The following is a 26,065-nucleotide window of genomic DNA, read 5'->3' as shown; positions in this document are numbered from 1 at the left end:
TGGTGGGTGGTTACTTCTTGTACTTGTCGCCGATTTTCTGGGCGGCGTCCTGGCCCTTGGCCAGTGCGTCCTCCACGGTGCCCTGTCCGGCTATCGCCGAGCTGACGCCCTGGGAGACTGTGGTGCCAAGGTCGGCGAACTCGGGGATGCCGACGAACTGGATGCCAACCACCGGACGTTCCTGCACACCCGGGTTCTTCGGGTCGGCGTTCTCAATGGCGGAGCGTTCGGCCTTGAAGAACGGTGCGGCCTTCTGGAACTCGGCGTTCTCATAGGTGGAGATGCGCTTGCCGGACGGAACCTTGGCCCATCCCAGCTTCGAGGCGACCAGTTCTTCATACTTCTTCGAGCTGGCCCAGGCGATGAACTTGCCCGCGGTGTCCTGCTTCTTGGACGCAGCCTGCACACCCCAGGACCAGGTCCACAACCAGCCCGAGGAGTCGGTCTTCTTGACCGGGGCCTGGGCGTAGCCGATCTTGCCCTTCACCGGCGAACCCTCCGCTTCAAGGGCGCCCGCTGCAGAGGTGGCGTCGTACCACATGGCCACCTTGGACTGGCTCATGTTGTTCAGGCACTCGGTGAACCCGGCCTGGGCCGCGCCGGCTTCACCGTGCTTCTTGACCAGGTCCACGTAGAACTTGGTGGCCTCGGTGCATTCGGGAGCATTGACTTTGGCGTTCCAGTCCTTGTCGAACCAGGTGCCGCCGAAGGTGTTCACCACGGTGGTCAGCGGCGCGAAAACCTGGCCCCAGCCGGGCTGGCCGCGGAGGCAGATGCCCTTCATTCCCGGCGCGGCGCCGTCGGCCTGGGCGGCGAGCTCGGCCACCTGGTCCCAGGTGGGCTTCTCCGGCATCGTCAGGCCCTTGGCCTCAAGGATGTCCTTGCGGTACATCAGGAAGGACGACTCACCGTAGAAGGGTTCGCCGTAGAGCTTGCCGTCCTTGCCCGTCAGGGACGCCGTGTAGGCGGGAAGAATGTCGTCCTGGTTGAATTCGGCGTCCTTGGCCACACTGTCCAGCGGGGCCAGCCACTTGTTGGCGGAGTAGAACGGGATCTCATAGTTGGACAGGGACGCCACATCGTACTGGCCGGCCTGGCTGGAGAACTCCTGGCTGATCTTGGCCCGGACGTCGTTCTCCGGCAGGATCGTGTAGTTGACCTTGATCCCGGTGTCCTTGGTGAAGTTGTCTGCAGTGAGCTTCTGCAGGTCCTCCATCTGGGGATTGTTCACCATCAGGACATTGATGCTGTTCTGGTCACCGGCAGCAGTGCCGCCGCCGGCACCGGAGCAGGCCGATGCGGAGAGTGCGATGCACAAGGCACCGGCAGCCAGCGTGGCAGTGCGCATTTTTGGGCGCATTGAGGACTCCTTTGTTCTTCAGGGGGTGCGCAGTCACCACATCCGACTGCTGCGTCGGGATGCCTGACCGTGGCGCGGCGTGAGATCGGGAAGCCGATGTGCCGCTGATGTTCCTCAAGATTAGGCCGGTGGCGTGGGGCACAACTAGCGCCGTGGTTGCCGATTTCTGATACTAATTTTCCGCAGCAGGTCCCGGCATTAGGCGCTACTCTGGGGAAAGGTCCCTGGATCTTGTCCAGAATTCATAACCACTATGGGCGCGGAGAAACACATGACTGCCACGGACACAGCCGACGGAGCTGCGGCCCGGCTGGCCGAGAGGCTGCTCGGAATGCGGGCCAACCGGGAGATCATCCCGCCCGATCCCAACCACTCCGTCCGGTGGGTGGAACACAGCTACCCCAGCCCGGTGGCGCGGTGGAACTACCACCCCGAGTACGAGATCCACCTCATCCGCAAGGGCACCGGAAAGTTCATCGTGGGCGACCATATCGGCACGTTCGAAGCCGGGCACGTGTCCCTTGTCGGATCGGGGCTGCCGCACGACTGGGTTAGCGACCTTGAACCCGGCGAGGTGCTGGAGAACCGGGATGCCGTGATCCAGTTCGACGGCAAATGGGTTGAGCAGACGGCTTCGCTGGTCCCGGAGATGGCTGAGGTGAAGCCACTGCTGGAGCAGTCCCGGCGGGGGATCGAATTCCTGGGGCCCTCGGCGGAGAACGCGGCAGCCGCCATAGAAGCGATGGGTGCCAGCCACGGGGCTGGTGCGGTTGCGCCACCTGCTGGACCTCTTTGTGGTGCTGGCGCGGGCTCCGCAGGAAGAACGGCGATACCTCGCGGACGAATGGTTCCGGCCGCAGCTGGATGGCCAGGCCGCCGCCGTGGTGGACATTGTGCTCGAGTACGTCTTCACCAACCATGCCGGCAGCGTGAAGATGTCCGGGGCCGCCGGGCTGGTGGGCATGTCCGAGCCCACCTTCTCCAAATACTTCAAGCGCGCTACCGGCCAAAACTTCAGTGACCTGGTGCGCAAGCTCCGGCTTGCACATGCCCGCCGGCTGCTGGAGCACAGCGACAAGGCCATCTCGGAGATCTGCTACGAAGTGGGGTTCTCCAACCTTTCCAACTTCAACCGCCACTTCCTGAACGACGCAGGGGAGACGCCAAGGAACTACCGCCAGCGCGTTCAGGGCTGAGGATCTCCTGGCAGCCGGCAGCTGGGCCGGGAACTACTGGCTACCCTTGATTTTCCGCCAGCCGCCCGCGCGGTTGGTTTCGATGATTGCCCGGAACATCTCCAGCAGGGCATCCTCGTTGATTGGATCGTCCGCGTAGTAGGAAATCATCCGGCCCGTCTTGTTGCCGTGGCCGCCCGTGATGATGTTGTGCGGGTCCGGGGTGAGCCCGCCGTCGTACAGGAAAACATTGACGTGGTCTTTGGTGGCGAGGAGGGCGCAAATGTTGCCCTGCAGCACGAAGTACGGCTGGACCGTGCGCTTGATAGTCTCCTCGACGCCAGGGTCGGCAGCATGGACGAGGTCCCGCACCTTCAGGCAGACGGCCTGCTGCCAGGGCGGGAGTGCGCCGATGTACTGGTCAACACGTGGATCCTTCCGGTAGGTCATCCTTGAACTCCTGACAGGACTGTTACTGGCTGGGCAGCGCTCGTAGGGTGGGGCCATGGCTGATACATTTTCGTCCCTGATTGAAGCATTCAAGAACGTTGGCGTCTCCAAGGCCTATGGTGCGCCCGTCCAGCTGGGCGGGGAAGAGGTCATTCCCGTGGCGCTGGTGTCCTTCGGGTTCGGCGGCGGCGGGGAGGCCGGGCAGGACGGCGCCTCCGGGGGCGGGGGTGGCGGGATGGTGCTGCCGCTCGGCGTCTACCGGAACGTCGGCGGGCAGGTGGCGTTCCGGCCGAACACCGTGGTTGCCCTGATGTGCCTCGTCCCGGTCATCAGCGCTGTGGGCGCAGCCGTCCGGAAGGCGATCCTCGCCGCAAAGAAGTAGCGGGGACGCCCGGCGCCACGGGGCTGCGCAACAAGGCCCGGGTTCACTGCGCACGGACTGCTCCTGCGCACCGACGCCGGGCCTCACTGCGCCAGTCCGCGGCGCAGGGAGCTGCCATGGAGCTGGAACTGCCGTCCGCCGTCGTACATCCCTGCGGGGCTAGGATGGCCGCATGGGTGACGTAGACGATTCCCTTGCCGCGTTGGACGAGCCGGCGCGCGGCTGCCTGCAGCGTGTCATTGCGGCGGCGCGGCGCGTGGTCCCGGAGGCAGACGAGGGCCGCAGCTACGGGATGCCGGCACTGAAGGTGGACGGCAAACCGCTGATCGGCGTGGTGGCAGCAGCCAAGCACCTGTCCATCTTTCCGTTCTCGCCCGAGGTGGTGGACGCCGTTGCGCCCAGGCTGGCGGGCTTCTCGCTGTCCAAGGGTACTGTCCGGTTCACGCCGGACCATCCCGTCCCCGAGGAAGTGGTGGAGGAGATGGTCCGGCTGCGGCTGGCGGAGATCCGGAAGTAGCGCCTAGAGCTGCGCGGGGTCCAAGGGCAGGGGAGTGATCGGCTGGTCGTTCGCGGTCAGGTCGATGCCCAGGTCTTTGGCGAACACCAGGCGGGTCTCCTTGTAGATCCCCGCGTGGTTCTCATCCAGCTCGAAGACGCGCGCGCCGCGGAGCCGGTTCCGGTCGGCGCCCGGCAACCCGTAGGCGCCGAATCCCGTCCCGGGGGCGTAGCCGAGCTCCACGCCGTAGTAGTTGCCCACGTAGGTGTTGACGTGGTCGTGGCCCACGAAGTAGCCGCGGACGTCCCCGCGTTCCAGGAAGGCGTTGAACAGCCCGGAGTTGAAGGGGCCGGGGCACTCGTCCTCGTTCCGCTCGCCCACGATGCCGTGCTTCTTCACCGCCCGCTGGTGGTCCGCGTCCGTCCGGGAATCGATGCTGGCGAACCACATGCTGCGGTGTTCGTGCAGGGCGATGTGGCCCCACATCAGGGAGGGGATCTTCCTGCCGTACTTCTGCTCGGTGGCGATGGAGAGGTTGCGGTACCAGGCCACCTGGTCCATGCGGACCCAGTCCCAGTCCGGATAGCCCTCGAAGTCCTGGCCGTTGATGGTGTCCGGGGCGTAGCGGCCGGTGTCGATCAGCCAGAGGCCGAAGGCAGGGTCCTTGGATTTCGAGGACTGCACCAGCAGCAGCGAGTTGGACGTGCCGGTGAGGCCATCGGTGGAGTCGCCGTTGACGTTGAATGCGTAGCTCTGCAGGAACTGCAGCATCCTGGCTTCGGTCATGCCGGTCCTCGCCACCGAGTCCTCGTCGTGGTTGCCGAACGTGACGGCCCACGGGATCTGCCGGCGTTCCATCGGCTGGACCACGTGGTTCAGGGCCTGCTTGACCTCGAGTTCGGTGTCGCAGCCGCCGTTGATCACGTCTCCGTTGATCACCACGAAGTCAGGCTTTTCGGCATCCAGCGTGCGGTCCATGAGCTCGATGGTGCGGCGGTCCGTCTGCTCGTCGTCCTGGGTGTCGTTGAACTGGATCACCTTGAACCGGCCGTCCGGGCGGAACGCGAGGGCGGGCTTGGGGGCCTTCGTTCCCGGTGCTGCGTTGGCGCCGGTTCCGGCCGCCGCGGTCATGCCGAGCGCGCCCAGGGTCCCGGCTGCCGCGAGGGCCGCCCGCCTGCTGAAGTTGGGCTGGTTGAGTTTGATGGTCATCGCTGCCTCTCTGCATTGTTGCGGCCGGGTTCCGGCCGCCGTCACCTGCGAGGGTAGGAAGCCCGGGCATCGGGGTGCCTAACGCATGGTGAACGGCACGTGCGAAGCTAGCGTCTAGGGGACACGTACCGGGAGGGACCTGTGAAAACCAACGAACTGCTGCTGGACGCCTTCGGCCGGATCCGCGAGAACGTGGAGGCCACCCTTGAAGGGCTCGACGGCGGGATGCTTGCCTGGCGGCCGGTCGGCACCGGCAACTCGATTGCCTGGCTGATCTGGCACCTCAGCCGCGTCGAGGACGCTCAGGTGGCGGACGTCGCCGGCCGCGAACAGGCCTGGACCGCCCAGGACTTCGTGGGCCGCTTCAACCTTCCGCTGGACCCCCGCGACACCGGCTACGGCCACTCCACGGAGCAGGTGGATGCGGTGCGTGCTGAGCCGGAACTGCTGCTGGAGTACCACGACGCCGTCCACCGGCGGACCGTGGAGTTCCTGCAGGACCTCGGGGACCGGGACCTTGACCGCGTCGTGGATACCCGATGGGACCCGCCCGTCACCCTTGGCGTGCGGTTGGTTAGCACCCTGGCGGACTGCCTCCAGCACGTGGGACAGGCCGCATACGCCAAGGGCCTGAAACAGGTACGGGGGCAGTAGCAATCCCCTATTTCCGTAGGCGCATTTCGGTTCCATAATGGCCACATAGGCTTCGGGGACCCTCGCGCCAATGACGGCTGGCGGGGCACGCAGAGTCCCAGGTGGCCGCCCCGGAAAACTGGCGCGACGGGCGGCCCTGCGTTCCCGGACTTGGTGGTTCGGGTCCGCGCCCGGGGGAGAGCAACCGCCGCCAATACAAGAATGCACAAAGGAAATCACCATGCTCAAAGATTCGGCAATCATGGCTGTCCTTCCCGCAAAGGACATTAACAGGGCCAAGGATTTCTATCGGGACAAGCTGGGGCTGGAGCCTTCCGAGACAGTGGAGGACAACCTGGTGTACCGCTGCGGCAAGGGAACAAGCTTCCTTGTGTACCAGACGGAAAATGCGGGCACGGCCAAGAACACCCAGATGGGGTGGGAGACGGACAACCTCGAGCGCGACATGGAGGAGTTGCGGGGCCGCGGCGTTGTCTTTGAAGACTATGACTTCCCCGGACTGAAGACAGAGAACGGCGTTGCCACTGACTCATTTGGGAAGGGCGCGTGGTTCCTCGACAGCGAGGGGAACATCCTCAATATCGCCCAGCGCGCATAGCAGCAGCCACAAGCCCGCGTGAGCACGGTGCCCGCGCGGGCTGAGCCCTGCCTGTTCACCACCAGGTTGGCCGCACACGCAGCGATTGTTACGCCCCGAATCCTCCGTGCCGCAACAACCATCAAGCCTTGATCAAAGTTAACGCAGGTTCTCCCCAGTTTCGGCGTCCTCTGCGGTTCGGGGAAATAGGTTCTTTCCATAACCAGTTTTGGCTAAGCAAAAGGCCCGGCTTATTGCCGGGCCTTTATTTAATGGGGAAACATTGCCGCCACGCGCCTTCACCTTCACCGTCGCTGGGATCAGCGCCCTGCTGGTCCTTCCGGTCCTCGTCGGCTGCGCGGGCCCTCCCGGCCTGAAGGCCGCCTCGCCGGAAACCACAACTTCGCCAGCCGCCGCTGCGGCGGGCGCAACCGCCAAAGCAACGCCGTCGTCGTCGTCCGTCCAGGAAACGGGCGCACCGCTTGATCCCGAAACCACGAACCTGATGCCGCAGGCCGCGGCCGTGGCGGCTCCAAGGACGCAGCCCGCGTTCGCCACCAGGGCGATCGACCTGTTGGCCACCCTTCCCATCAAGGGCCGGGCGCCCAAAACGGGGTATGACCGGGCGCTGTTCGGGCAGGCGTGGCTGGACGTTGACCGCAACGGCTGCGACACCCGCAATGACATGCTCAAGCGGGACCTCACGGGCATCACCTACACCAACAGCGTGCCTTGCAAGGTGCAGTCGGGGACGCTGGTGGACCCGTACACGGGCGCCACCATCAGTTTCCTGCGGGGGAGCGGGACCAGCAGCAAGGTGCAGATCGACCATGTTGTTGCGCTCAGCGATGCGTGGCAGAAGGGCGCCCAGCAGCTCACCACTGAACAGCGGACGGCGTTCGCCAATGATCCGCTGAACCTCCAGTCCACGGACGGCCCCACCAACATGAAAAAGGGCGACGGCGACGCGGCCACCTGGCTGCCGCCGAACAAGGGCTTCCGCTGCGAATACGTCTCCCGGCAGATTTCAGTGAAGGCTACCTATAGCCTGTGGGTCACCAAGGCCGAGCACGACGCGATGGCCAGGATCCTGGCCGACTGCCCGGGCCAGTTGGCGCCCACAAACCAGGAGGCACCTGCCACTCCGGCGCCCGCACCTGCTGTGGCGCCGGCTCCGGTAGTGGCGCCGCCGGCCCCTATTGCTCCGGCCCCGGTTGCGCCGGCTCCCGCTGCGCCGGCACCTGCTCCGGCCCCGCCTGTGGTGCCCGCCCCTGCCGCTCCGGCGCCCGCGGCCGCTTACTACGCCAACTGTGCCGCGGCCAGGGCTGCCGGTGCAGCACCGCTCTTCGCCGGGCAGGCGGGCTACCGGGCCGGCCTGGACCGTGATTCCGACGGCGTAGCCTGCGAGTAGCCGCTACCGCGCAAGTTCAATGTGCTGAATGCCGTGGATACCTTCGTTCTTGGAGGTATCCACGGCTTTCGTTTGCCATCGTGTCAGTTGACAGCGCTTTCATGGCCATGACCGTAGGCGACTCGCGCCAGCCTTTCCGGTCTTATAGTTGATGAACCTGAAAGAAAGCTGAAAATTCCCCTAGACATTGGAATAATTCCAGGTTTAGGCTGAGCGCCATTGGGGGCCAAAGAAAAAATTCAGCTGGAGGCAAGGCATGCCACAACGCAGTAGATTGGTTGTTTTTGCAGCACTAAGTACCCTGGCGCTATCAACGTTCGGTCTCTCGGGCGCCACGGCCCACCCGGACGGCCAGCACGGCATGGACGAAGGGCACCTCGTCGGGACCGGGGAATTCGGGAAGATTGACCTGGTGGATGTGGTCCGCCTGACCAACACCCCTGACCTGATCGCAGATGTGAGTGTCTCGCCGGACGGAAACACCGCCTTCCTCGCCAACTGGGGCGAGCCTGACTGTGCGGGGCCGGAAACGGGCGGACAGACCAGCCCGGATGCCGGCGTCTACATCGTGGACATCACGGGCGTAGACCAGGGCACGGCCGGAGCGGCACCGAAACAGGTGGGGTTCATCCCATCCCACCAGGACACCCGCCCCGGCGAAGGCCTGCAGGTCGTCGAAATCAGCACCCCAAGCTTCACCGGTGAAGTCTTTGTGGTGAACAACGAGGCCTGCGGAAAGAACGCCAAAGGCGGCGTTTCGCTCTTTGACGTGACAGACCCGCTCAACCCGAAGAAGTTGTCCGAGAACTTCGGTGACCGCGCGCCGGGCAGCCGTGATTCCAATGAGATCCACAGCGCCTTTGCGTGGGATGCAGGGGACAAGGCCTATGTGGTGATGACCGACAATGAGGAGTTCACGGACGTGGACATCCTTGACATCACCAACCCGCACCGTCCGCGCCTGGTCGCGGAATACGACCTGAATGCCTTTGACGTGAATCAGCCCGACGTGGGGCTGACCGATTCTTTCCTTCATGACATGGTGGTCAAGGAAATCAACGGCCATTTCATCATGCTGCTTTCCTATTGGGACGGCGGCTACGTTCTCCTCAACGTTGATGATCCCGCCAACGCGGTATTCCTTGGGGACTCGGAATTCGCGGCAGTGGACCCCGAGCTCCTTGAATCCCTGGGGGTGTCCCTCACCCCTGAGGGCAACGCGCACCAGGCGGAGTTCACGGCGGACAACCGGTTCATCATCAGTACGGATGAGGACTTCGCCCCCTACCGCACGGACGATTTCAAGATCACCAGCGGAGCCCACCAGGGCACTTACCCCTCGGTGATTGTTTCCGGGGGCCAGGCACCTGCCGTCCTGCCGGACCTGACCCTGAATGGTCCTGTAGTGTATGGCGGCTACGCCTGCCCCGGCTCAGCAGCCGTTCCCACCCCGGAGAGCATCCCGGGATACCTGGAATCGCTGGCACCCGGGGAGGAAACCACCCTGGTGCTCCAACGAGGTCCGGTCGGTGACCCCAGTGCCCCGGAGGGAGCGTGCTTCCCGGGGGAGAAGGCCCATCAAGCAGCCCTTGCGGGCTGGGACGCCGTGCTTTTCGTCAACCACCACACGGGTGAGGCTGCCACAACTGAGCCGTTCTGCGGGTCAGGCGCCTTCGTGGACGAGATCGTTGCCGTCTGCACCACCCACGCGGCATTCCACCGGCTCTTCGAGCTGGCACCGCTGGATGCGCCGTGGACCTACCCCGAAGCCCTTCCCATCGGCACCGTCGGGGCGGACATTGAAGTGGGGTCCGTCTTTGACGGCTGGGGCTATGTCCACCTCCTGGACGCAACCACCCTGCAGGAGCTGGACACGTTCGCCATCCCCGAAGCCCACGATCCCGCTTACGCGCTCAAATACGGGGACCTCAGTGTTCACGAGGTAGCCGTGGACCCGCAGGATCCGTCCCTGGCCTACCTCTCGTACTACTCCGGCGGCCTCCGGGCCATCCAGATCCAGTGCAGCGACCCTGCCGACAACACCACCTGCGAACTGGTGGAAGTCGGCGGCTACCTGGATGAGGCAGGAAACGACTTCTGGGGAGTGGAAACGTTTGTTGGTGAGGACGGCATGACCTACGTCCTGGGCAGCGACCGGGACAGCGGCCTCTGGATCTTCACGGATCCGTAAACCCGGAACAAAACACGGAGGGGGGCGGCTGGGCGCCCCCCTCCGTCTTTTAAGCTCCGTCCTCCTTCACTGCGAGCTGAGCTCGCGCATCAGTCCGAGCTGTCCCAGGAACTCCAGCTGGTCGAAGTAGAAGTGGTGGGAGGTGATTTCCCCGTCCTTGACCGTTGTGACGTCGCAGCTCCTGATCCGGAGCGTCTTGCCCGTGGCCGGCAGGGTTTCGCTGGACGGCATGCGCAGCGGCCCGGTGTTGGTTCCCACGACGACGCCCTCATTGATCGCCACGTCCCCGGCCTCGTACTTGGCCGTGTGCTCGTACCGGACGTCCTCCATGGCCTCCCAGTAGGCGAAGAGGTGGCTCGTGATGGCATCACGTCCGCGGAGTTCCCCCTTGTCCGGGGTGTAGGCCACGGCGTCGGCGGCGTAACAGCGCGCCAGCGCCTCTTTGTCTTTTGATCCCATGGCCGCGGTGAGGCGGTCAGTGACTTCGCGTGCCTGTCCCATGTGTGGACCTCCCAATCAATGTAACTATTTGTTGGCGCCCGAAGGCTGTTGCCGATCGAACGGCTTCAGAACGGCAGCGCAACCAGGGCTATCAGCGCCGGCACGGTGGCGCCGAGGGTTCCCGGGATGCTGTCGCCCTTCTTCGGATAGTGGCCCATCATGTCCGCCAGGAACATGGCCGGAGCGGTCAGCACCATGTTCAGGCAGCAGTAGACCACCAGGGTGTAGCCCACCACCGGGTAGCCCATGTTCACAGCCACCACCCCGGCCAGGACTCCCAGGCCGATCACCAGGTTGCGGAACCCGGTGGGGATGGCCCACATCATCACGGCCGGAACGTTCCGCGGCGGGGTGCTCAGGAACTTTTGTGCCCCCGGCCGGTGCATCAGGAAGCTCTCCAGCGGGAACACCGCGATGTAGATCAGCGCGGCCAGCACCGCGAACAGCTGGGATACGGCGTTCATGAGGAAAAAGTACGACGCCGGCACCACCGGCCGCGATCCCCTCGCCGAGGGTTCAGGGGAGCTTGGGGAACCCCCACTTTGGGGGATTGCGCCGCCACCTGGCGGGCGGATACTTGACCTATGTGGGAGGAGCGCGCCGAGCGTGCCAGGCGGGAGATCGCCGCCCTGGCCGCCGGCGGGATGAGCCTGGCCGACCTTTATGAATCGGCTCTCGCCGTCGTGCAGCGGGCGGTGCCGTTCGAGCAGGGTTGCTGGGCCGGCGTCGACCCCGATTCCCTCGTGATGACCTCTGTTACCAACTGGAAGCCGTGGCCGGTGGGGGAGCGGGAGTACGAGGAGTACTCGGCCCGCTTCGCCGAAAGCGAATACACCGGCACCGAACCGAACAACTTCGCCGAGCTGCTGCGCCGCCCCCGGCCCATCGCCCGGATGTCCGACGCACCGCACCGCGAGGTGGTGCGGAGCATACGGATCAACGACCTGCTCAAGCCCCAGGGCCTGGAGCACGAACTGCGGGCCGCCTTCCGGGTGGACGAGGCGTGCTGGGGAGTCGGCAGCATTTTTCGGGACGGCGGACATGATTTCACTGACCGCGAAGTCGAATTCCTCGGGGCCGTGACCGCCACGCTGGCGGCGGCTACCCGGATCGCCGTGCGAGCGGCGCACCCGTCGGGGCCGGCCGCCGTCGGGCCCGTGATTGTCCTGGCCGGGCTGCACGGCGAGCTGCGCGCGGCCACGTCCGCCGCCGCAGCCTGGCTGGCCGAGGTGGAGGACGCCGCGCCGGGCCGCTTCACGATGACGCTGCACTCAGTGGTGGCCCAGGCCCACGCCTCGAGGTCCGGGACGGCCCGGGCCAGGATGCGGGACGCCGGGAACAGCTGGGTGGTGCTGCAGGCCAGCCGCCTGATCACCGGGGACGACCCCCAGCAGATGGTGGTCACCGTGGAACCAGCCACCACGCACGACGTCGCCACCCTGCTGCTCGCGGCGTACGGCGTCACGGCGCGGGAACGGGAGGTCTGCCTGGAGGTGCTGTCCGGAAGTCCGACGGCGGACATCGCCCGGCACCTGTTCATCTCCCCGCACACGGTGCATGACCACCTGAAGTCGCTCTACGGGAAAGTGGGCGTGGGCAGCCGCGGCGAACTGGTGGCCAGGCTGGCGGCGTGAGGCCGTGCCGAGGAGAGATGCTTGCGCGGCGAGACTCTACTGCCGGGCCGTGTCCGGAAGATGCCGGGCGGGGTCGAACCGGTCGAAGGACGACGCGCCGATCAGGAAAATGCCGCGTTGGGGGATCAGGAAATCGCCCAGGCGGGTCTGGACGCGCAGGGGTTGCGGGGCGCCGAGGTCTTCCCCGGCAAGTGCGGCAGTGCTCCGGGAGACAAACCACATCCGGCGGGGTTTGGCGCGGAAACCCTGGCGGTTGGGAACGGAGCCGGTCAGGCCGAGCCGCCCCGCCCCCAGCAACGGGCCTGAGGCGGCGCCCATGACCTTCAGGACTGATGTGTTCTCCAGAGCCTGGCCCGGCAGTGCGGTCAGCGCCGCCGTCATTGCGCGCGTAATGGGACTGGATTCCAGTTCCACGTCCCACGCCAGGCCCACGTCTCCGGCGATGCGCACGCTGAAGGCGGCATCGCCCGTCCAGGCAACCTCGATGGGGCACTGGACCGCCGATTCCAGTGCAGCACCGAAGTAGCGGGCGCAGGAAACCTGGGGCGGGGCGTCGGCGTAGATGGTCCAGGAACCGGACGGCCGGCGCAGCCAGACTGACCGGTAGCCGGGCCCAACACTGGTGACGGGGAATCGGCGCATGGCCAGGACGTGGCCGGAACTGAACGGCAGCCCCATCACGCCGTAGCCGGAGAACCGTTCGTCCTCCCCGGGTCCAAGTTCGGCATGGTGTTCAACGTCGGAGGCCTGCTCCCGGATGCTTTTCATAGCCTTTGCCTCCGCCTCGAGTGGTGGCGCCAGTCTACGCCCGCAAGCGGGATCGCGGGCGGTCTTCTCCGGGGGGCGGGACGCTTGTATGCTGAGGAACGGAGAGCCGGGAAGCCTGGTCGGCCCGTAGGCAAACGCCTTCGGAACGCCCCGGCGCCGCCTTGGGCGTTCGCGTGACGGACCCGAGGAGCAGACGGCTCATGGATACAGCACAACCTGTCATCGAAGCCCGCGGTCTTGCGAAGCACTTTGGCAGGACCAAGGCACTGGACGGCCTCAACCTGAGCGTGGCAGCGGGGGAGGTCCACGGGTTCCTCGGCCCCAACGGGGCTGGCAAATCCACCATGCTGAGGATACTGCTGGGGCTCATCCGTCCCACAGCAGGCTCGGTTCGCGTATTCGGGCTCGATCCCTGGGCCGATCCGGAGGCGGTGCACCGGGACGTCGCCTATGTTCCGGGCGATGTGAGCCTGTGGCCGAACCTTTCGGGCGGGGAAGTCATTGACCTGCTCACCGGACTGCGCGGCGGCGCGGACGAGAATCTGCGCCGTGAGCTCGTTGAGGAGTTTGAGTTCGACCCCCGGAAGAAGGCCCGGACCTATTCGAGGGGCAACCGGCAGAAGGTCGCCCTGATTGCAGCGTTTGCCCGCCCGGCGCGGTTGTACTTGCTGGACGAGCCGAGCGCCGGCCTGGACCCGGTGATGGATGCCGTGTTTCGCCGCCAGATCGAACGGGTGACAGGGGACGGCGCCACGGTGCTGCTGTCCAGCCACATCCTCAGCGAGGTGGAGCAGCTGTGTGACCGGTTGACCATCATCCGGTCCGGAGTGGCCGTGGAAACGGGCACCCTGGGCGAACTCAGGCACCTGCAGCGTACGCATTTCCGCGTAACGGGACTGTCCGACGGTGTGCGGCTGGCTGCCGTGCCCGGAGCTCACGGGCTGAGCATCACTGACGGCGCAGCGGAGTTCGACGCCGATCCCTCGGATCTGGGCGCCGTGCTGGCGGCCATTGCGGAACCGGGGGTCACCGGCCTCTCCGTGGCGCCGCCGTCCCTGGAATCCCTGTTCCTGCGGCACTACAGCGACGGCGACAGCGGGGGAAACAGCGCCGGCAAGGGCCGCAGCAGCGAGGTGCGGTAATGAACGGCGTGCTGCGGCTGGTCCTGTTCCAGGCCAGGCGGGACAGGGTGGCGTTACCGGTCTGGATCCTGGGCATTTCGCTGCTCGGCGTTGCCACCTCGGCTGCCGTGGCAACGCAGTTCGGCGCTGAGTCATCGCAGGCGGCCATCCTTACTGTGGCGGCATCGAATCCCGCGTTCCTGTTCCTCCGCGGCCTGCCTGACGGGACCGGCACCGGTCCGGTGGTTTTCTTCACGGCCTACGCCTTCACCGCGGTCCTGGCCAGCCTGATGAGCACGTTCCTGGTGGTGCGCCATACCCGTTCGGACGAGGAACTCGGACGGGCTGAACTCTTGGGGTCCGTCCCCGCCCCGCGGGCAGCGTCCCTGATGGCAACGCTTCTGCTGGGCGCCGTTGCGAACCTGGTGCTGGCTGTCTTCGTTGCCGCCGGATTCATCGCTGCCGGACTGCCCGGCGGGGGCGCCGCGGGGGCCGGGGCCGCCGTCGGAACAGTCGGTGCCTGCTTTGTGGGCCTCGCCGCCGTGGCCGCCCAAGTGCTGCCCTCGGGCAGGAGCGCGAACGGTGCCGCCGCGGCCCTCGTGGGTGCGGCGTACCTGCTCCGCGGCCTGGGCGACGCACTGGGGACGCCGGCTGCGGACCTGCTCCACGTGTCAAGTGCCTGGCCGTCGCTGCTGTCGCCCATCGGCTGGGGCCAGCGCTCGCGGCCGTTCACGAGCCCGGATCCGTCCATGCTGCTGGTGCCGCTCGCTGCCGCCGTGGCCCTGGGAACTGTCGCCTTGGTGATTCGGCGACGGCGGGACGTGGGCGCCAGCCTGCTGATCCAGCGCAACGGCAGGGAGCGTGCCGGTGTGGGAGGCACATCATTTGTCGGCCTGGCCTGGCGCCTGCAGCGTTCTACGCTGGCCGGCTGGTGCGTCGGTGCGGCGGCCCTGGGTGCCGTTGCAGGGGCCCTTGGCCCCCTGGTATCCGAGACCGTGTCCGGCATGGCTCCCATCAAGGAACTCATTGACCGGCTTGTCCCGGGCGGCCGGGCCGGGCTCATCGACGTGTTCGTGACCGCCCTGCTGGGCATCGCCGGAGTGTTCGCAGCGGCTGCAGGCATCCAGGCCGTGCTCAGGATGCGGGCTGAGGAGTCCGAGGGCAGGGCTGAACTGCTGCTGGCCACGCCGGCCTCCCGGACCCGCTGGCTCGGCGCGAACGTGCTGATCGCTGCGGCCTCCGCAACCGGCGTCACCGCCACGGCAGGCGCCGCTGCCGCCGTCGGCCTTGGCATGTCAGGTGCCGCCGGCGGTCCGGCGTGGTCGCTGGTTCCTGCGGCCCTGGCTTACGTTCCCGCGGCTCTGGTGTTCCTGGCAACCGCCGCGGCGGCCGTCGCGTTGGCGCCCCGGCTCAGCATCCTCCTGGGGTGGGGGTGGCTGGCAGCGGGGCTTGTCCTGGGAGAGTTCGGGGAACTGTTCGGCCTGCCGCTGTGGCTGCAGGATGCCAGCCCGTTCCGGCACTCCTCTGCCATGCCGGTGGAGCCCTTCAACCAGGCCGGGGCGCTGGGCCTGGTTGCCGTTGCCGCGCTTGGGACTGGACTGGCGGCCTTCTCCCTCCGCCGCAGGGACCTTACGGCATGAGGCCGGGCCTTATGCCACCGGGACCACGCAAAGGAACGCCTGGAGGTCCCGGTGGTGGCCGGCTGGCGGCGTGAGGCGGTGCTGCCAATGAAATTACAGTGGATGCGCCGTCCCCAGGAGCGTAGAATTTAGCCGGCTCCGGTGGTTCCGGCCCGGTTCCTACCGTGCCTTTTGAGATGGATTTCATCATGCTTACGAAACTGCTCTGCAAGCTGAACCTGGGACATCACTGGTTACTTGAAGAGGAACCCAAGGGGACCTTCCGCCGGCGGTGCACGCGATGCGGAAAGTACGATCACCGGACCCAAACGTGGACCGGGCACCTGGACTCCGGGGACCGACCGCCCCAGCACGACAGCCGGAAATACTACTGACAATGCTTCCGCGCACCGTCCGTGGCGGCGCCGGTCTACGCCCGTCTACCCGCCGGCGGGAGTGACGCGGATGCGGGAGATGCGCAGCCGGTCCATCGCCGTCACGGTCAGCACGTGGCCGGCCACCTCCACTTTGTCGCCGACGCGGGGGAGGCGGCCCAGCCGGTCAATGACGAACCCGGCCACCGTCTCGTAGTGCCCTTCCGGCAGTTCGATGCCGGCGGCCGATTCGAACTCCTGCAGGATCAGCCCGCCGTCCACGTCCACCGCCCCGTTGGTCCTGGTGACGCGGTCCTCGGGTTCGGCCCCGGTGTCGTACTCGTCGTAGATCTCGCCCACGAGTTCCTCCACCAGGTCCTCCAGGGTGACGATGCCGTCCGTGCCGCCGTATTCGTCCACCACCAGCGCAATGTGCTGGCCCAGCCTGCGCATCCGCGACAGTGAGGGCAGAACCTTGTTGGTGCCGGGCAGCGGGAGGATCTCCCGCGCGATGTCACGCACCAGCCCGTCGTCGTACTTCCCGTCCCGGGGCATGAGGTCACGGACGTGGATGAAGCCCAGGACGTCGTCGGGCGTTCGGTCGATGACCGGATACCGTGAAAACGGGCCGTCCCGGACCATGCTGCGCACGGCCGCGATGGTGAGGTTGCCGTCGATGAAGGTCACGTCGGTGCGCGGCCGCATCACTTCCTGCAGCGAGCGGTCGCCGGCCCCGAAGACGTCGCTGAGGATGCTCCGGCTGTGTTCCTCCAGTTCCTCGCTCTCGGCCACCATGTCCCAGAGTTCTTCGGAGCTGACGCTCTCCTGCCTGGCGTGCGGATCGCCGCCGAAGAGCCGGACCACGGCGTCGGTGGAGACGGACAGGAGCCAGACGGCGGGGCGCATGATCTCGGAGAGGACCCCCAGCGGCGGGGCAAGGACCTTGGTGAAGCCGACAGCGCTTTGCATCGCCAGGCGCTTGGGCACCAGTTCGCCGAGCACCAGGGACAGGTAGGCCACCAGCAGCGTCATGCCGATGAACGCAGCAGGTTCGGCCGCGGCGCCGAACCCGATTCCCTCGAGGAGGGGCTCGACGTCGGGCGCGATGGTGGACGCGCCGTAGGCGGCCGAGAAGAAGCCGGACAGGGTCACGCCGATCTGCACGGTGGAGAGGAAACGATTGGGGTTGCCGGCCAGGGCAGCGATCCGGGCCCCGCGCTTCCCCGATTTTTCCATCCGGCGCACCTGGCTCTCGCGGAGGGACACCAGCGCCATTTCCGTCCCCGCGAACACCCCGCCCAGCAGCACGAAGAAAAGGACCAACAGGAAATTGAGCAGCGTATCCACGTCCATGCTCAGACACTATCGAATGGTGCCGTGCGGGTTACGCTTCCGGCCGTAGCGGCGCAGGGCGTCCTGCCAGGCGGAACCATGGGGAAAGTCCCGCCAGCTGAACTCCTCCCCGAGGGACTTTCGGCCCTTTCCCCGCCCAGGCCGGAGCGGCCATGGTTGGAGACATGCAGGAGCCCAGCCCCGCGCGCCCGGGCGCAGCAATGGATGGCCGGAGGGACCGGAACAATGACGATCCGTTCCGCCGGTACGCCACCCGTTTCGGCCGGCCAGTGAATGAAGTCCCGGACGCCCTCCGGAACTCCGGCAGCACCCCCAGGGACATAGCCCGGACGCTCAACCTGCCTGCGGCAGCGGTCGAGGGGCCGGCATCCTTCTTCGCCGATTTCGCAGCTCCCCGCGGGTCCCGGCATGTGCGGGTCTGCACTGCGGCGGCCTGTTTCGCTGCCACCGGCGGCACGCACGTTTCCGAGGTGGAAGAGGCGCTCGGGGTGCAGAGCGGCACCTGCAGCGGGGATGGATCCGTCTCGCTTCAGGCAGTGCGCTGCCTGGGCTACTGCTTCTCCGGTCCCGCAGCCCTGGATGGCGCGGTCCCGCATGCGGGGCCTGGGCTGGCAGCGCAGTTGCGTGGGTCGGTGCCGCCGGAGGCCCCACCCATTCCGGTGGCCAGCGATGCCCGGGTCCCTGTGGTGACCGCGGGACTGCTCGGAGCATCGCCGCCCTGGTCCGTCTGGCCGGGCGTCGCCGCCGCAGCAGCACCCGGCGATGTCCTCGCCGAGGTCGACGCCGCGCAGCTTCGGGGCCGGGGCGGAGCCGGATTCCGCGCCGCCGCGAAATGGCGGGCAGCGCTTGAGCACCCTGCGCCGCGAGTGGTGGTGGCCAACGGGGACGAGGGCGATCCCGGTTCCTACGCCGACCGCCTCCTGATGGAACAGGATCCGCACCGGGTGCTTGAGGGCCTCGCCTTGGCCTGCTTCGCCGTCGGCGCCGCCACGGGAATCGTGTTTGTCCGTTCCGAGTACCCGCACGCTGCCGCCAGGCTGCGGGAGGCAGTGGCTGAAGCGCGCAGCGCAGGACATCTCGGCCCGGATGCGGCGGGCAGCGGGTCCAGCCTGGAGTTCCACGTGGCTGAAGGCGCCGGGTCCTACGTCTCGGGGGAGGAGACGGCGCTGCTCAACGGGCTCGAAGGCCTACGCGGGACCGTACGTCCGCGCCCGCCGTTTCCCACCGCGCGCGGACTCGGCGGCCGCCCCACTGTGGTCAACAACGTTGAAACCTTGAGTGCGGTCCCGTGGATCGTGCAGCACGGCGGAGCCGCCTACGCAGCGCTGGGGACTGATGACGAGTCCGGCACCGTGCTCGCTTGCCTGTCCGAGCGTTTCCTCCGGCCCGGCGCATATGAGGTGGAGATCGGCACGCCGGTCCGGCGGATCGTGGAGGTTCTCGGGGGCGGGCTGCGCGATGGCAGGATACTTCGCGCCTTGCAGATCGGGGGACCGCTGGGAGGCTTCCTTGGCCCAGGGGACCTTGACCTGCCGCTGAGTAACGCGGCCCTGGCCACGCGCGGGGCCGCGCTGGGCCACGCGGGAATCGTCGCCTTCGATGACAGGGTCACCGGCGGGCAGGTGCTGGAGAACCTGTGGCAGTTCGCCGCGGAGGAGAGCTGCGGGCAGTGCTCGCCCTGCCGGGTGGGGGCCTGGCGCGGCCGTGCCCTCGCGGCGCTGCCGGATGGTGCTGCAGTCGAACATGAGCGCCGCGAAGTGCTGGGCACCATGGCGGCGGGCAGCCTGTGCGCCTTCGGCCGCCGCGTGCCGGCCGCGGTACGGAGCCTCGCCCGCGTCTACGGACTTGCCGGGTGGCCGGAGTGAAACTGTTCATTGATGGCAGGGCCGTCGAGGTGCCGTCCGGAGCCACCCTGCTTGAGGCGGTGCGTGCGGCGGGCCTGGCCCTCCCCGCTTTGTGCCACGACGACCGGCTCAGCACGGTGGCGTCCTGCCGGACGTGCCTGGTGGACGTCAACGGCAGGGGTCTGGCCGCCGCCTGCAGCACCCCGGCCGAGGACGGCCTGCGCATCGACGTCGAGGCCTCCCGCGAAGTCCGGCGTGCTGCGCTGCAGGCTATCGTCGCCGGGTTGCCTCCCCGGGCGCTGGACATTCCGGCCGACCGCAGCGAACTGGTCCGCCAATGCGCCGAGTACGGGGTGGCTGCTCCGTCCGGAGTTGTCCTGCCGCCGGAGCGGGGCGTCGACCATTCGCACCCCTACGTCAAGCTTGACCGTGATCTCTGCATTGCCTGCGGCCGGTGCGTCCGTGCCTGTGCAGAAATCCAGGGTACGTTCGCGCTGACGCTCGTTGGCCGCGGGGCCGGCACCGTGGTGGCGCCGGGTACAGGCGGTCCCTGGGCGGAATCCGACTGCGTCTCCTGCGGGGCGTGCGTGGACACCTGCCCCACCGGAGCCCTGTCCGAACCGGGGCTGCTCAATCTGTTGCCGCTTGAGCGGCAGACCCTGACCACCTGCGGCTACTGCGGCGTGGGCTGCAGCCTGGAAGTCTCGACGCGCGGCAACACCATCATGACCGTCAAGCCCGCCGGGGACGGCTCGGTCAATCGCGGCCACGCCTGCGTCAAAGGGCGGTTTGCCCACGGCTTCCTCGGTTCCGCAGACCGGCTCACCACCCCGCTGATCCGCCGTAACGGAACGCTGACCCCGGCAACCTGGACAGAGGCAGTCGGGTTCGTGGCGGCACGCCTCGGCAGCATCCGGGACGGACAACCAGACGGGTTTGCCCTGATTTCCTCTGCCCGGGCCACCAACGAGGAGAATTACCTGGCCCAGAAATTCGCCCGGACCGTCATGGGGACCAACAACGTGGACAACTGTTCCCGGCTCTGCCATGCCCCTTCCGCGGCCGGCCTGGCCGCCACGTTCGGGCTGGGCGGCGGGACGAACCCGTTCGACGATTTGGAGCGGTGCGATGCGGTCCTCCTGGTGGGGGCGAACCCGACGGCGGCCCACCCGGTGGTAGGGTCCCGCATCTTCCAGCGCGTCATGGACGGCGCCCGCCTGGTGGTGGTGGATCCCCGGCGTACCTCGCTGGCCCGGTACGCCGACGTCCACCTCAGGCCCAGGCCGGGGACCAATGTGGCCGTGTTCAACGGCCTCGCGCACGTCCTGGTCAGGGAGGGCCTGGTGGACACCGCCTTCCTGGACCTGCACACCACCGGCTACGAGGAACTGTTTGGGCTGTTGGAAGACTACCCGCCGGAGCGGGTGGCCGCGATTTCCGGTGTCCCGGCGGACGACCTCGTGCAGGCGGCCCTTTTGTACGGGCAGGCGCTGGCGCCGGCCATCTTTTACGGCCTGGGCGTGACGGAACACCTCCACGGCACGGACGGTGTCCGGACGCTGTCCAACCTTGCCCTCCTGCGGGGCGCCGTGGGCCCGGGTGCAGGAGGAGGGGTGAACCCGCTGCGCGGCCAGAACAACGTTCAGGGTGCTTCCGACATGGGCGCCCTGCCGGACCTGCTGCCGGGTTACCAGAAGGTCCTGGACCCTGCGGCCAGGGCCCGGTGCGCCGGGACCTGGCGGGTCGATGTGCCGCCCCTGCCAGGGCTTAGGATCCCGCAGATGTTCGATGCTGCCCGGGCAGGGTCGCTGCAGGCGTTGTGGGTCATAGGCGAGGACGTTCTCACCACGGACCCTGACAGCACGGCCGTGCGGGCGGCCCTGGAGGCGTGCCCGCTGGTGATCTGCAACGACCTGTTCCTCTCCGCGACGGCCGCCGCAGCCGACGTCGTCTTCCCCGTGGCCGCCTGGCTGGAAAAGGACGGCACATTCGTCAACTTCGACAGGCGTTTCCAGCGGGTAAGGCAGGCAGTGGAGCCCCCGGCCGGCGTCCGCACCGACTTTGCGGTGCTGCATGCGGTTGCAGGCAGGATGGGCGCGGACCTTGGCTGCGCCACACCGGCTGAAGCCATGGCCGAATGCGCTGCCGTGGCGCCGCTGTTTGGCGGTATCTCGCACCCCCGCCTGGACCGCGAAGGGCCTCTGCACTGGCCGTGCGGGTCCGCCGACTCGGCGGGAACCCCCCGGTTGTACCAGGAGAGGTTTGCCACCCCGGACGGGCTGGCCCACCTGGCAGCGAGGAACTACCTGCCCCCGGGCGAACAATGCGACGCCGAGTTTCCGTTCCTGCTGATCACCGGGCGCAGGGGGGAGCACTATAACTCCGGAAGTATGACCCGGCGGACCGGCAACCTGCGCCTGAGCGCAGACGAGACGGTGGACATCGAACCCGGGGATGCCGCCGCCCTGGGACTGAACGACGGCGATCCGGTCCGGCTGGGCAGCAGGCACGGGACGGCAGTCCTTCAGGCCAGGATCACCGACGAGGTGGAACCGGGCCAGGTGTTCGCCGGCTTCCATTTCCCCGGCGCATCGGTCAATAGCCTCACCTCCAGGGTGGAGGACGAGGTGACCGGATGCCCAGAATACAAGCTGACGGCAGTCCGCCTGTCCAGGTCCTGATGACAGTTGTGCGGACTGTCGGGGCTTCAGCAGCCTAGGACGCGCGGCCCTTCGCCAGGACCCGGTGCAGGACCGTGGCCGTCAGCCAGGTGACCAGGCTGCAGGCCGCGGCCCCCCAAAGGATGTCCGTTACGGCGACGATTGCGGTGAAGTCCTTGAGCACGGCAAACGCCGTCAGTGCCCAAGTGGCGTAGGTGAAGAAGCCGAACAGCGCCGCGCCCGTGACCCGCTGCCGCATGGTGGCGTGCGCGTCGTTGGGGCGGACGCCGTAGTGCACCATCCCTGCTACAAAAATGAGGTAGAAGGCCACGGCTCCGGCAGCGTTGGGCCTGGGGGCAATCAGGTGGCCGATCTGGCTTTGGTAGAGGTTGCTCGCCACGAAGCTGATCCAGACGAGGTCCAGCACAGCGAAGATCACGGCGGTGACCGCGTAGGACAGCAGCCATCTCTTGGTCCGGGTGTTCATGCTTGGCTCCTTGACTCGGCGTAGAGGTTCTCCACGATGTGGCGGGCGCGTTCGGTGAACGCGGTGCGTTTGAGTTTCATGGTGGGCGTGACCATTCCGTTGGCCTCGCTGAGGTCGGCCAGAAGCAGCACGAACTTGCGCACCTGCTCGGAGCGGGCCAGCTTTGCGTTGGCGGCACTGACCGCCTTGCCGACGGTGCTGAGGAGGCGGGCGTCCTCGATCCGGACGGCGCCGCCGTCGTCCGGGATCCGCAGCCCGGCGAGGTCGTTGATGCCCTCGCGCTCGGCCCACGCCGTGACGGACTCGGGGTCCAGGAGCACCAGCCCGCCCAGGTACGGTTTGCCCTCGCCCACCATGACGGCGTGGGCCACCAGCGGATCACCCTCCACATAGCCTTCCCAGATGGCGGGGGTGATGGTCTTCCCGCCGGCGGTGACGATCACGTCCTTGATCCTGCCCTTGAGGGTCAGCCGTCCCAGCTCATCGAGCTCGCCGAGGTCTCCTGTGTGGAAGTACCCGTCCGTGAACGCATCCTGGTTGTCCGCCGGCCTGCGGTAGCCGGCGAACACGCCCACGCCGCGGGCCAGCACCTCGCCGCGGTCCGAGATGCGCACGGTGGTTCCCGGCATCGGGACGCCCACCGTGCCGGCGGCGATGGCGTCCGGCATATTCCCGGTCAGCGGCGCGGTGGTCTCCGTGAGGCCGTAGCCCTCGATGACGGGCAGGCCAAGGCCACGGAAGAACAGGGACAGCTCGGCGTCCAGTGCGGCGGCGCCGGACAGCAGGTAGTCCAAACGGCCACCCATCAAAGCGCGGAGCCGGGCGTAGAACGCGCGGTCGAACACTGCGTGCCGCGCACGCAGGCCGAACGGGGCGCGCAAGGACGGGTCGGCGTCGTGCGCTTCAGCGAACCGGCCCCACTCCACAGCGGTCTGCTGCGCCGCAGCCCATACCCGCCCAAGGCGTTTCCGGGCCGCTGCGCCGGCAGCGGACGCCTGGATTTTCTGCAGCACGCGGGGGACCACCACCAGGAAGGTGGGCTTCAGGACCCCGAGGGCGGGCACCACGTCCTTGGGATTAGACAGGTGGGCGATGCGCATGCCGTTGGCCAGGCAGGTCAGCTGCAGGCCGCGGGCCAGCACGTGGGCCATGGGCAGGAAGATGACGGTGTTGCCGCCTTCGCGGACCACGCCCGTATATGCGGCGCCCACGTTGAGCACCTGGCCCACGAAGTTGCCGTGGGTGATCAGGGCGCCCTTGGGCGCGGCGGTGGTGCCGGAGGTGTAGACGATGGTGGCCACCGCGTTCAGGTCCGGCAGCAGGCGCCGCTCCTCAATGGTGCTGTCCGGGATGGCGGCGCCGCGCAGTTTCAGCTCGGCAAGGTCCGCGCCGGGACGTGCGTCCATGGTCCAGACGCCCAGGTTTGTCCGCCCGGCCTGTTCAAAGCCCTGTTCCAACAGGAGGGCGTGCCCGGCGGTGCCGGCGACGGCCAGGCGCACGGCGGCGTCGTCGAGGACCGCGGCCACCTGGGGCAGGGCGGAGGTTTCATAGACGGGGACCACGACGGCGGCGGCGAACCACGCTGCCATGTCCGCCACTGCCCATTCATACCGGGTGGGCGACATGATGGCGAGGGACTCGCCGGGCTGCAGGCCGGCGGCGATGAGGCCCTTGGCCAGGGCGCGCACCTCCTCGACGAACTGCCGCGTGGTCACCTGGCGCCACGGATCCGTGATGGCACCCTCCGGGGCCCGCACCTCGAAGGCAACATGGTCCGGGGACGTCCTGAACCGCTGCATCAGCAGCTCCGTGGCGTTCCGGTGGCTGGACGGTTCAACCAGCAGCGGGGTGGAGAACTCTCTCAAGCGGTGTCCTTTGTCGAAAGGGTATTCAGGTGGTTCTGCATGAGGTGCCGGGCGGTGTGGAGGAACCCGGCCACGGCGTCCTGCTGGGCGGCAGGCAGGGATTCGAGGTGCCGGTTGGTGGCATCCATGAGGGGCCGCATCAGGTTCATGATGTCCCGGGAGGCGGCGGCGGTGGCACTGACGTGGACATGGCGGCGGTCCCCTTCGCCGCGGAGGCGTTCCGCGTAGCCGCGGCTTTGCAGCCGGCTGACGATCGCGGTGGTGGTGGCGGCCGTGGCGCCCAGCTTCAGAGCGAGGTTTCCCACCGTCATGGGTCCGGACTGGGACAGCGTGGAGAGGGCGCGGTAGTCGGTGAGGTTGAGCCCCAACCTGTCCGCCACTTCGCGTTCAGTCTCGTTGGCCAGCGCCAGAACAGCCTGGAGGGCGACGGCGGCCGGATGGTACGACGGTGTGCTCATGGTTCCTCCCATCTTCGCTAGTCTATATAGTAATTAGATAACCTTGTAATCAAATCAGTTTGAAGAAGCGGAGTGCGCCGGGACCGCGTGGCTGCCGTCCCGGCTTGGGAAAGGAATGCCCTGATGAAGGATTCGGACCGTAAGGCGCTCATCATTTTTGTGGTCGCGGTGCTGGTGGGGGCGCTTGTCGCGTTCGCCGGCAGCCAGGGTGGTGCCACCGTGGGCGGGTTCCCCCTCTTTGCGCTGGGGGTGGCGGCCGCGTTCCTTATCCAGTGGCTGGCGTTTGTCCCGGCGTTCAAGGCGCAGACCGAGAAGTACTACGACCTCACCGGCGCCCTGACCTACATCTCCATCACCCTGCTCCTGGTTGTGCTGACCCCGGGTGTGGACGCGCGGGGGCTGCTGCTGGCGGCCATGGTGGTGGCGTGGGCCGTAAGGCTGGGGAGCTTCCTGTTCCGCCGCGTCAGCAAGCACGGCAAGGATGACCGGTTCGATGAGATCAAGCCATCGTTCATCCGGTTCCTGAACACCTGGACAGTGCAGGGGCTGTGGGTGGTCCTCACCGCGGCTGCTGCCTGGATTGCCATTACATCCGTCGCCCGGGTGGCGCTCGACGGGTGGGCGCTGGCGGGCTTCCTGGTGTGGGCTGGTGGCTTCGGCATCGAGGCTGTGGCGGACAACCAGAAGGGCCGGTTCAAGGCTGATCCGGCCAATAAGGGCCGCTTCATCTCCACCGGACTGTGGTCCAAGTCCCGGCACCCCAACTACTTCGGCGAGATTGTGCTCTGGACCGGCGTGCTCCTGATCGCCGTTCCGGTACTGCAGGGCTGGCAATGGCTGGCCCTGCTGTCTCCGCTCTTCGTGGCGCTGCTGCTGATCAAGGGCAGCGGCATCCCGCTGCTGGAGAAGAAGGCCGACCGGAAATGGGGCGGCGAGCCCGAGTACGAGGCCTACAAGAAAAACACCCCGGTCCTCATCCCAAAGCTGTAGGGCAAGTTGGCGGACGAGCTTCCTCAGGCGGAGCTCGGGACGCTGGCCTCTGGCACTGCCTCTCCGTGGTGGGTACGGTGTCCGCATGCAGAAGATATCGATTGATGCCCTGGCCCGCCAGCAGCTCGAAGCAGCGGTGGCGGCTCCCAGCGGGCGGGCGGCGGACACGGCGTTCGGCGGACATGAGAAAAAGCTGCGCCAGACGGTCATGGCCTTCCGTGCCGGCACGCAGCTGAGCGAGCACCAGAATCCCGGCGAGGCCACGGTCTACGTGATCAGGGGATCGGTCTGGCTGAAGTCCGGTGGTGAAGCCTGGCAGGGCAAGGCCGGGGATCTCTTGATTGTCCCGAATGGGCTGCACAGCCTTGAGGCCGAGGAGGACTCGGCGGTGCTGTTCACGGTGGTCAAAACGGACCGGTAGGGGCGGGGCGGCGGCTTCGGTGAAGCTGCTGCCGCCCGGAACCCGCCTCCCGCTGTCCCGGCGCA

Annotated in this window: 25 protein-coding genes and 1 pseudogene; 16 read left to right on the top strand and 10 right to left on the bottom strand. The window is 67.3% G+C overall.

All coding sequences use genetic code 11. The annotated features are described in order from the left end of the window. Positions 1-10 precede the first annotated feature (10 nt). A complete protein-coding gene (locus tag GK109_RS05265) occupies positions 11-1,360 on the bottom strand; it encodes a sugar ABC transporter substrate-binding protein (protein ID WP_157238945.1) in 1,350 nt (449 codons plus the stop codon). Between the two features lie 253 nt (positions 1,361-1,613). Between GK109_RS05265 and GK109_RS22330 the strand changes: the two are divergent. After that, a pseudogene (locus GK109_RS22330) lies at positions 1,614-1,970 on the top strand (cupin domain-containing protein); the annotation flags it as partial. Positions 1,971-2,106: 136 nt separating this feature from the next. Next, positions 2,107-2,556, top strand: coding sequence for a helix-turn-helix transcriptional regulator (locus GK109_RS22325; RefSeq protein ID WP_370460414.1), 450 nt, complete (start codon positions 2,107-2,109; stop codon positions 2,554-2,556). A 33-nt stretch (positions 2,557-2,589) separates the two neighbouring features. On the opposite strand, the gene GK109_RS05255 is transcribed toward GK109_RS22325, so the two are convergent. Further along, complete coding sequence (locus GK109_RS05255) at positions 2,590-2,985, bottom strand: DUF1801 domain-containing protein (protein WP_157238944.1); 396 nt, start codon at positions 2,983-2,985, stop codon at positions 2,590-2,592. A 55-nt stretch (positions 2,986-3,040) separates the two neighbouring features. On the opposite strand from GK109_RS05255, the gene GK109_RS05250 reads away from it, so the two are divergent. Continuing rightward, positions 3,041-3,367, top strand: a complete 327-nt coding sequence (locus GK109_RS05250; RefSeq protein ID WP_157238943.1) for a hypothetical protein — start codon at positions 3,041-3,043, stop codon at positions 3,365-3,367. A 172-nt stretch (positions 3,368-3,539) separates the two neighbouring features. Further along, the gene (locus tag GK109_RS05245) at positions 3,540-3,884 is read left to right on the top strand and encodes an iron chaperone (RefSeq protein WP_157238942.1); all 345 of its coding nucleotides are present in this window, start codon (positions 3,540-3,542) and stop codon (positions 3,882-3,884) included. Positions 3,885-3,887: 3 nt separating this feature from the next. On the opposite strand, the gene GK109_RS05240 is transcribed toward GK109_RS05245, so the two are convergent. Beyond that, entirely contained in the window at positions 3,888-5,072 is a 1,185-nt protein-coding gene (locus tag GK109_RS05240) for a metallophosphoesterase family protein (protein ID WP_157238941.1), read from the bottom strand. 141 nt (positions 5,073-5,213) lie between these two features. Between GK109_RS05240 and GK109_RS05235 the strand changes: the two genes are divergently transcribed. The 4 genes from GK109_RS05235 to GK109_RS05220 all read left to right on the top strand — a co-directional run bounded on the left by GK109_RS05235 (position 5,214) and on the right by GK109_RS05220 (position 9,905). After that, a complete protein-coding gene (locus GK109_RS05235) occupies positions 5,214-5,726 on the top strand; it encodes a DinB family protein (protein WP_370460413.1) in 513 nt (170 codons plus the stop codon). 220 nt (positions 5,727-5,946) lie between these two features. Further along, the gene (locus GK109_RS05230) at positions 5,947-6,324 is read left to right on the top strand and encodes a VOC family protein (RefSeq protein ID WP_157238940.1); all 378 of its coding nucleotides are present in this window, start codon (positions 5,947-5,949) and stop codon (positions 6,322-6,324) included. Between the two features lie 262 nt (positions 6,325-6,586). Then, positions 6,587-7,714 (top strand): DUF1524 domain-containing protein, encoded by a 1,128-nt coding sequence (locus tag GK109_RS05225; RefSeq protein ID WP_197432417.1) that lies wholly within the window; start codon positions 6,587-6,589, stop codon positions 7,712-7,714. Between the two features lie 256 nt (positions 7,715-7,970). Next, positions 7,971-9,905, top strand: coding sequence for an LVIVD repeat-containing protein (locus tag GK109_RS05220; protein ID WP_157238939.1), 1,935 nt, complete (start codon positions 7,971-7,973; stop codon positions 9,903-9,905). A gap of 66 nt (positions 9,906-9,971) precedes the next feature. On the opposite strand, the gene GK109_RS05215 is transcribed toward GK109_RS05220, so the two are convergent. Beyond that, positions 9,972-10,406: a nuclear transport factor 2 family protein gene (locus GK109_RS05215; protein WP_157238938.1), complete on the bottom strand. Its 435-nt coding sequence runs from the start codon at positions 10,404-10,406 to the stop codon at positions 9,972-9,974. Positions 10,407-10,471: 65 nt separating this feature from the next. Continuing rightward, a complete protein-coding gene (locus GK109_RS05210; RefSeq protein WP_157238937.1) occupies positions 10,472-10,870 on the bottom strand; it encodes a DUF1304 domain-containing protein in 399 nt (132 codons plus the stop codon). A gap of 120 nt (positions 10,871-10,990) precedes the next feature. Here GK109_RS05210 and GK109_RS05205 point away from each other — a divergent pair, with 120 nt between their 5' ends. After that, the gene (locus GK109_RS05205) at positions 10,991-12,040 is read left to right on the top strand and encodes a helix-turn-helix transcriptional regulator (RefSeq protein ID WP_157238936.1); all 1,050 of its coding nucleotides are present in this window, start codon (positions 10,991-10,993) and stop codon (positions 12,038-12,040) included. 36 nt (positions 12,041-12,076) lie between these two features. On the opposite strand, the gene GK109_RS05200 is transcribed toward GK109_RS05205, so the two are convergent. Further along, on the bottom strand, positions 12,077-12,808 hold the full coding sequence (locus tag GK109_RS05200; protein WP_157238935.1) for a hypothetical protein: 732 nt from the start codon (positions 12,806-12,808) through the stop codon (positions 12,077-12,079). 200 nt (positions 12,809-13,008) lie between these two features. Here GK109_RS05200 and GK109_RS05195 point away from each other — a divergent pair, with 200 nt between their 5' ends. From GK109_RS05195 to GK109_RS05185, 3 genes are all read left to right on the top strand, one after another. Further along, positions 13,009-13,950 carry an ABC transporter ATP-binding protein gene (locus GK109_RS05195; RefSeq protein WP_157238934.1) on the top strand — a complete coding sequence of 314 codons (942 nt, stop codon included), beginning with the start codon at positions 13,009-13,011 and terminating at the stop codon, positions 13,948-13,950. Further along, entirely contained in the window at positions 13,950-15,569 is a 1,620-nt protein-coding gene (locus GK109_RS05190) for an ABC transporter permease (RefSeq protein WP_157238933.1), read from the top strand. The genes GK109_RS05195 and GK109_RS05190 overlap by 1 nt, the downstream gene beginning before the upstream one ends. A gap of 176 nt (positions 15,570-15,745) precedes the next feature. Then, positions 15,746-15,943 (top strand): DUF1660 family phage protein, encoded by a 198-nt coding sequence (locus tag GK109_RS05185; RefSeq protein WP_323056398.1) that lies wholly within the window; start codon positions 15,746-15,748, stop codon positions 15,941-15,943. Positions 15,944-15,988: 45 nt separating this feature from the next. Here GK109_RS05185 and GK109_RS05180 read toward each other — a convergent pair whose 3' ends face one another. After that, complete coding sequence (locus GK109_RS05180; protein ID WP_157238931.1) at positions 15,989-17,275, bottom strand: hemolysin family protein; 1,287 nt, start codon at positions 17,273-17,275, stop codon at positions 15,989-15,991. 164 nt (positions 17,276-17,439) lie between these two features. Here GK109_RS05180 and GK109_RS05175 point away from each other — a divergent pair, with 164 nt between their 5' ends. Further along, complete coding sequence (locus GK109_RS05175) at positions 17,440-19,140, top strand: NAD(P)H-dependent oxidoreductase subunit E (RefSeq protein WP_157238930.1); 1,701 nt, start codon at positions 17,440-17,442, stop codon at positions 19,138-19,140. Continuing rightward, complete coding sequence (gene fdhF / locus GK109_RS05170; RefSeq protein ID WP_370460412.1) at positions 19,128-21,800, top strand: formate dehydrogenase subunit alpha; 2,673 nt, start codon at positions 19,128-19,130, stop codon at positions 21,798-21,800. The genes GK109_RS05175 and fdhF overlap by 13 nt, the downstream gene beginning before the upstream one ends. 34 nt (positions 21,801-21,834) lie before the next feature. Here fdhF and GK109_RS05165 read toward each other — a convergent pair whose 3' ends face one another. The 3 genes from GK109_RS05165 to GK109_RS05155 are packed head-to-tail and all read right to left on the bottom strand — an operon-like array spanning position 21,835 to position 24,589. After that, a complete protein-coding gene (locus tag GK109_RS05165; RefSeq protein ID WP_157238929.1) occupies positions 21,835-22,266 on the bottom strand; it encodes a DUF2177 family protein in 432 nt (143 codons plus the stop codon). Then, positions 22,263-24,131 (bottom strand): long-chain fatty acid--CoA ligase, encoded by a 1,869-nt coding sequence (locus GK109_RS05160; RefSeq protein WP_370460411.1) that lies wholly within the window; start codon positions 24,129-24,131, stop codon positions 22,263-22,265. The genes GK109_RS05165 and GK109_RS05160 overlap by 4 nt, the downstream gene beginning before the upstream one ends. Continuing rightward, complete coding sequence (locus GK109_RS05155) at positions 24,128-24,589, bottom strand: MarR family winged helix-turn-helix transcriptional regulator (RefSeq protein WP_157238928.1); 462 nt, start codon at positions 24,587-24,589, stop codon at positions 24,128-24,130. Before GK109_RS05155 ends, GK109_RS05160 begins: the two co-directional genes overlap by 4 nt. A 123-nt stretch (positions 24,590-24,712) precedes the next feature. Here GK109_RS05155 and GK109_RS05150 point away from each other — a divergent pair, with 123 nt between their 5' ends. Both GK109_RS05150 and GK109_RS05145 read left to right on the top strand, forming a co-directional pair. Then, positions 24,713-25,579, top strand: coding sequence for a DUF1295 domain-containing protein (locus GK109_RS05150; protein WP_157238927.1), 867 nt, complete (start codon positions 24,713-24,715; stop codon positions 25,577-25,579). A gap of 85 nt (positions 25,580-25,664) precedes the next feature. Further along, positions 25,665-26,000: a cupin domain-containing protein gene (locus tag GK109_RS05145; RefSeq protein WP_157238926.1), complete on the top strand. Its 336-nt coding sequence runs from the start codon at positions 25,665-25,667 to the stop codon at positions 25,998-26,000. The last annotated feature ends 65 nt before the right edge of the window (positions 26,001-26,065 follow it).

The organism is Pseudarthrobacter sp. GA104 (genome assembly GCF_009741265.1).
Classification (GTDB): Bacteria; Actinomycetota; Actinomycetes; order Actinomycetales; family Micrococcaceae; genus Arthrobacter.
Note: the sequence above shows the minus strand (reverse complement) of the source record. Positions and strands in the feature narration are given on the sequence as shown.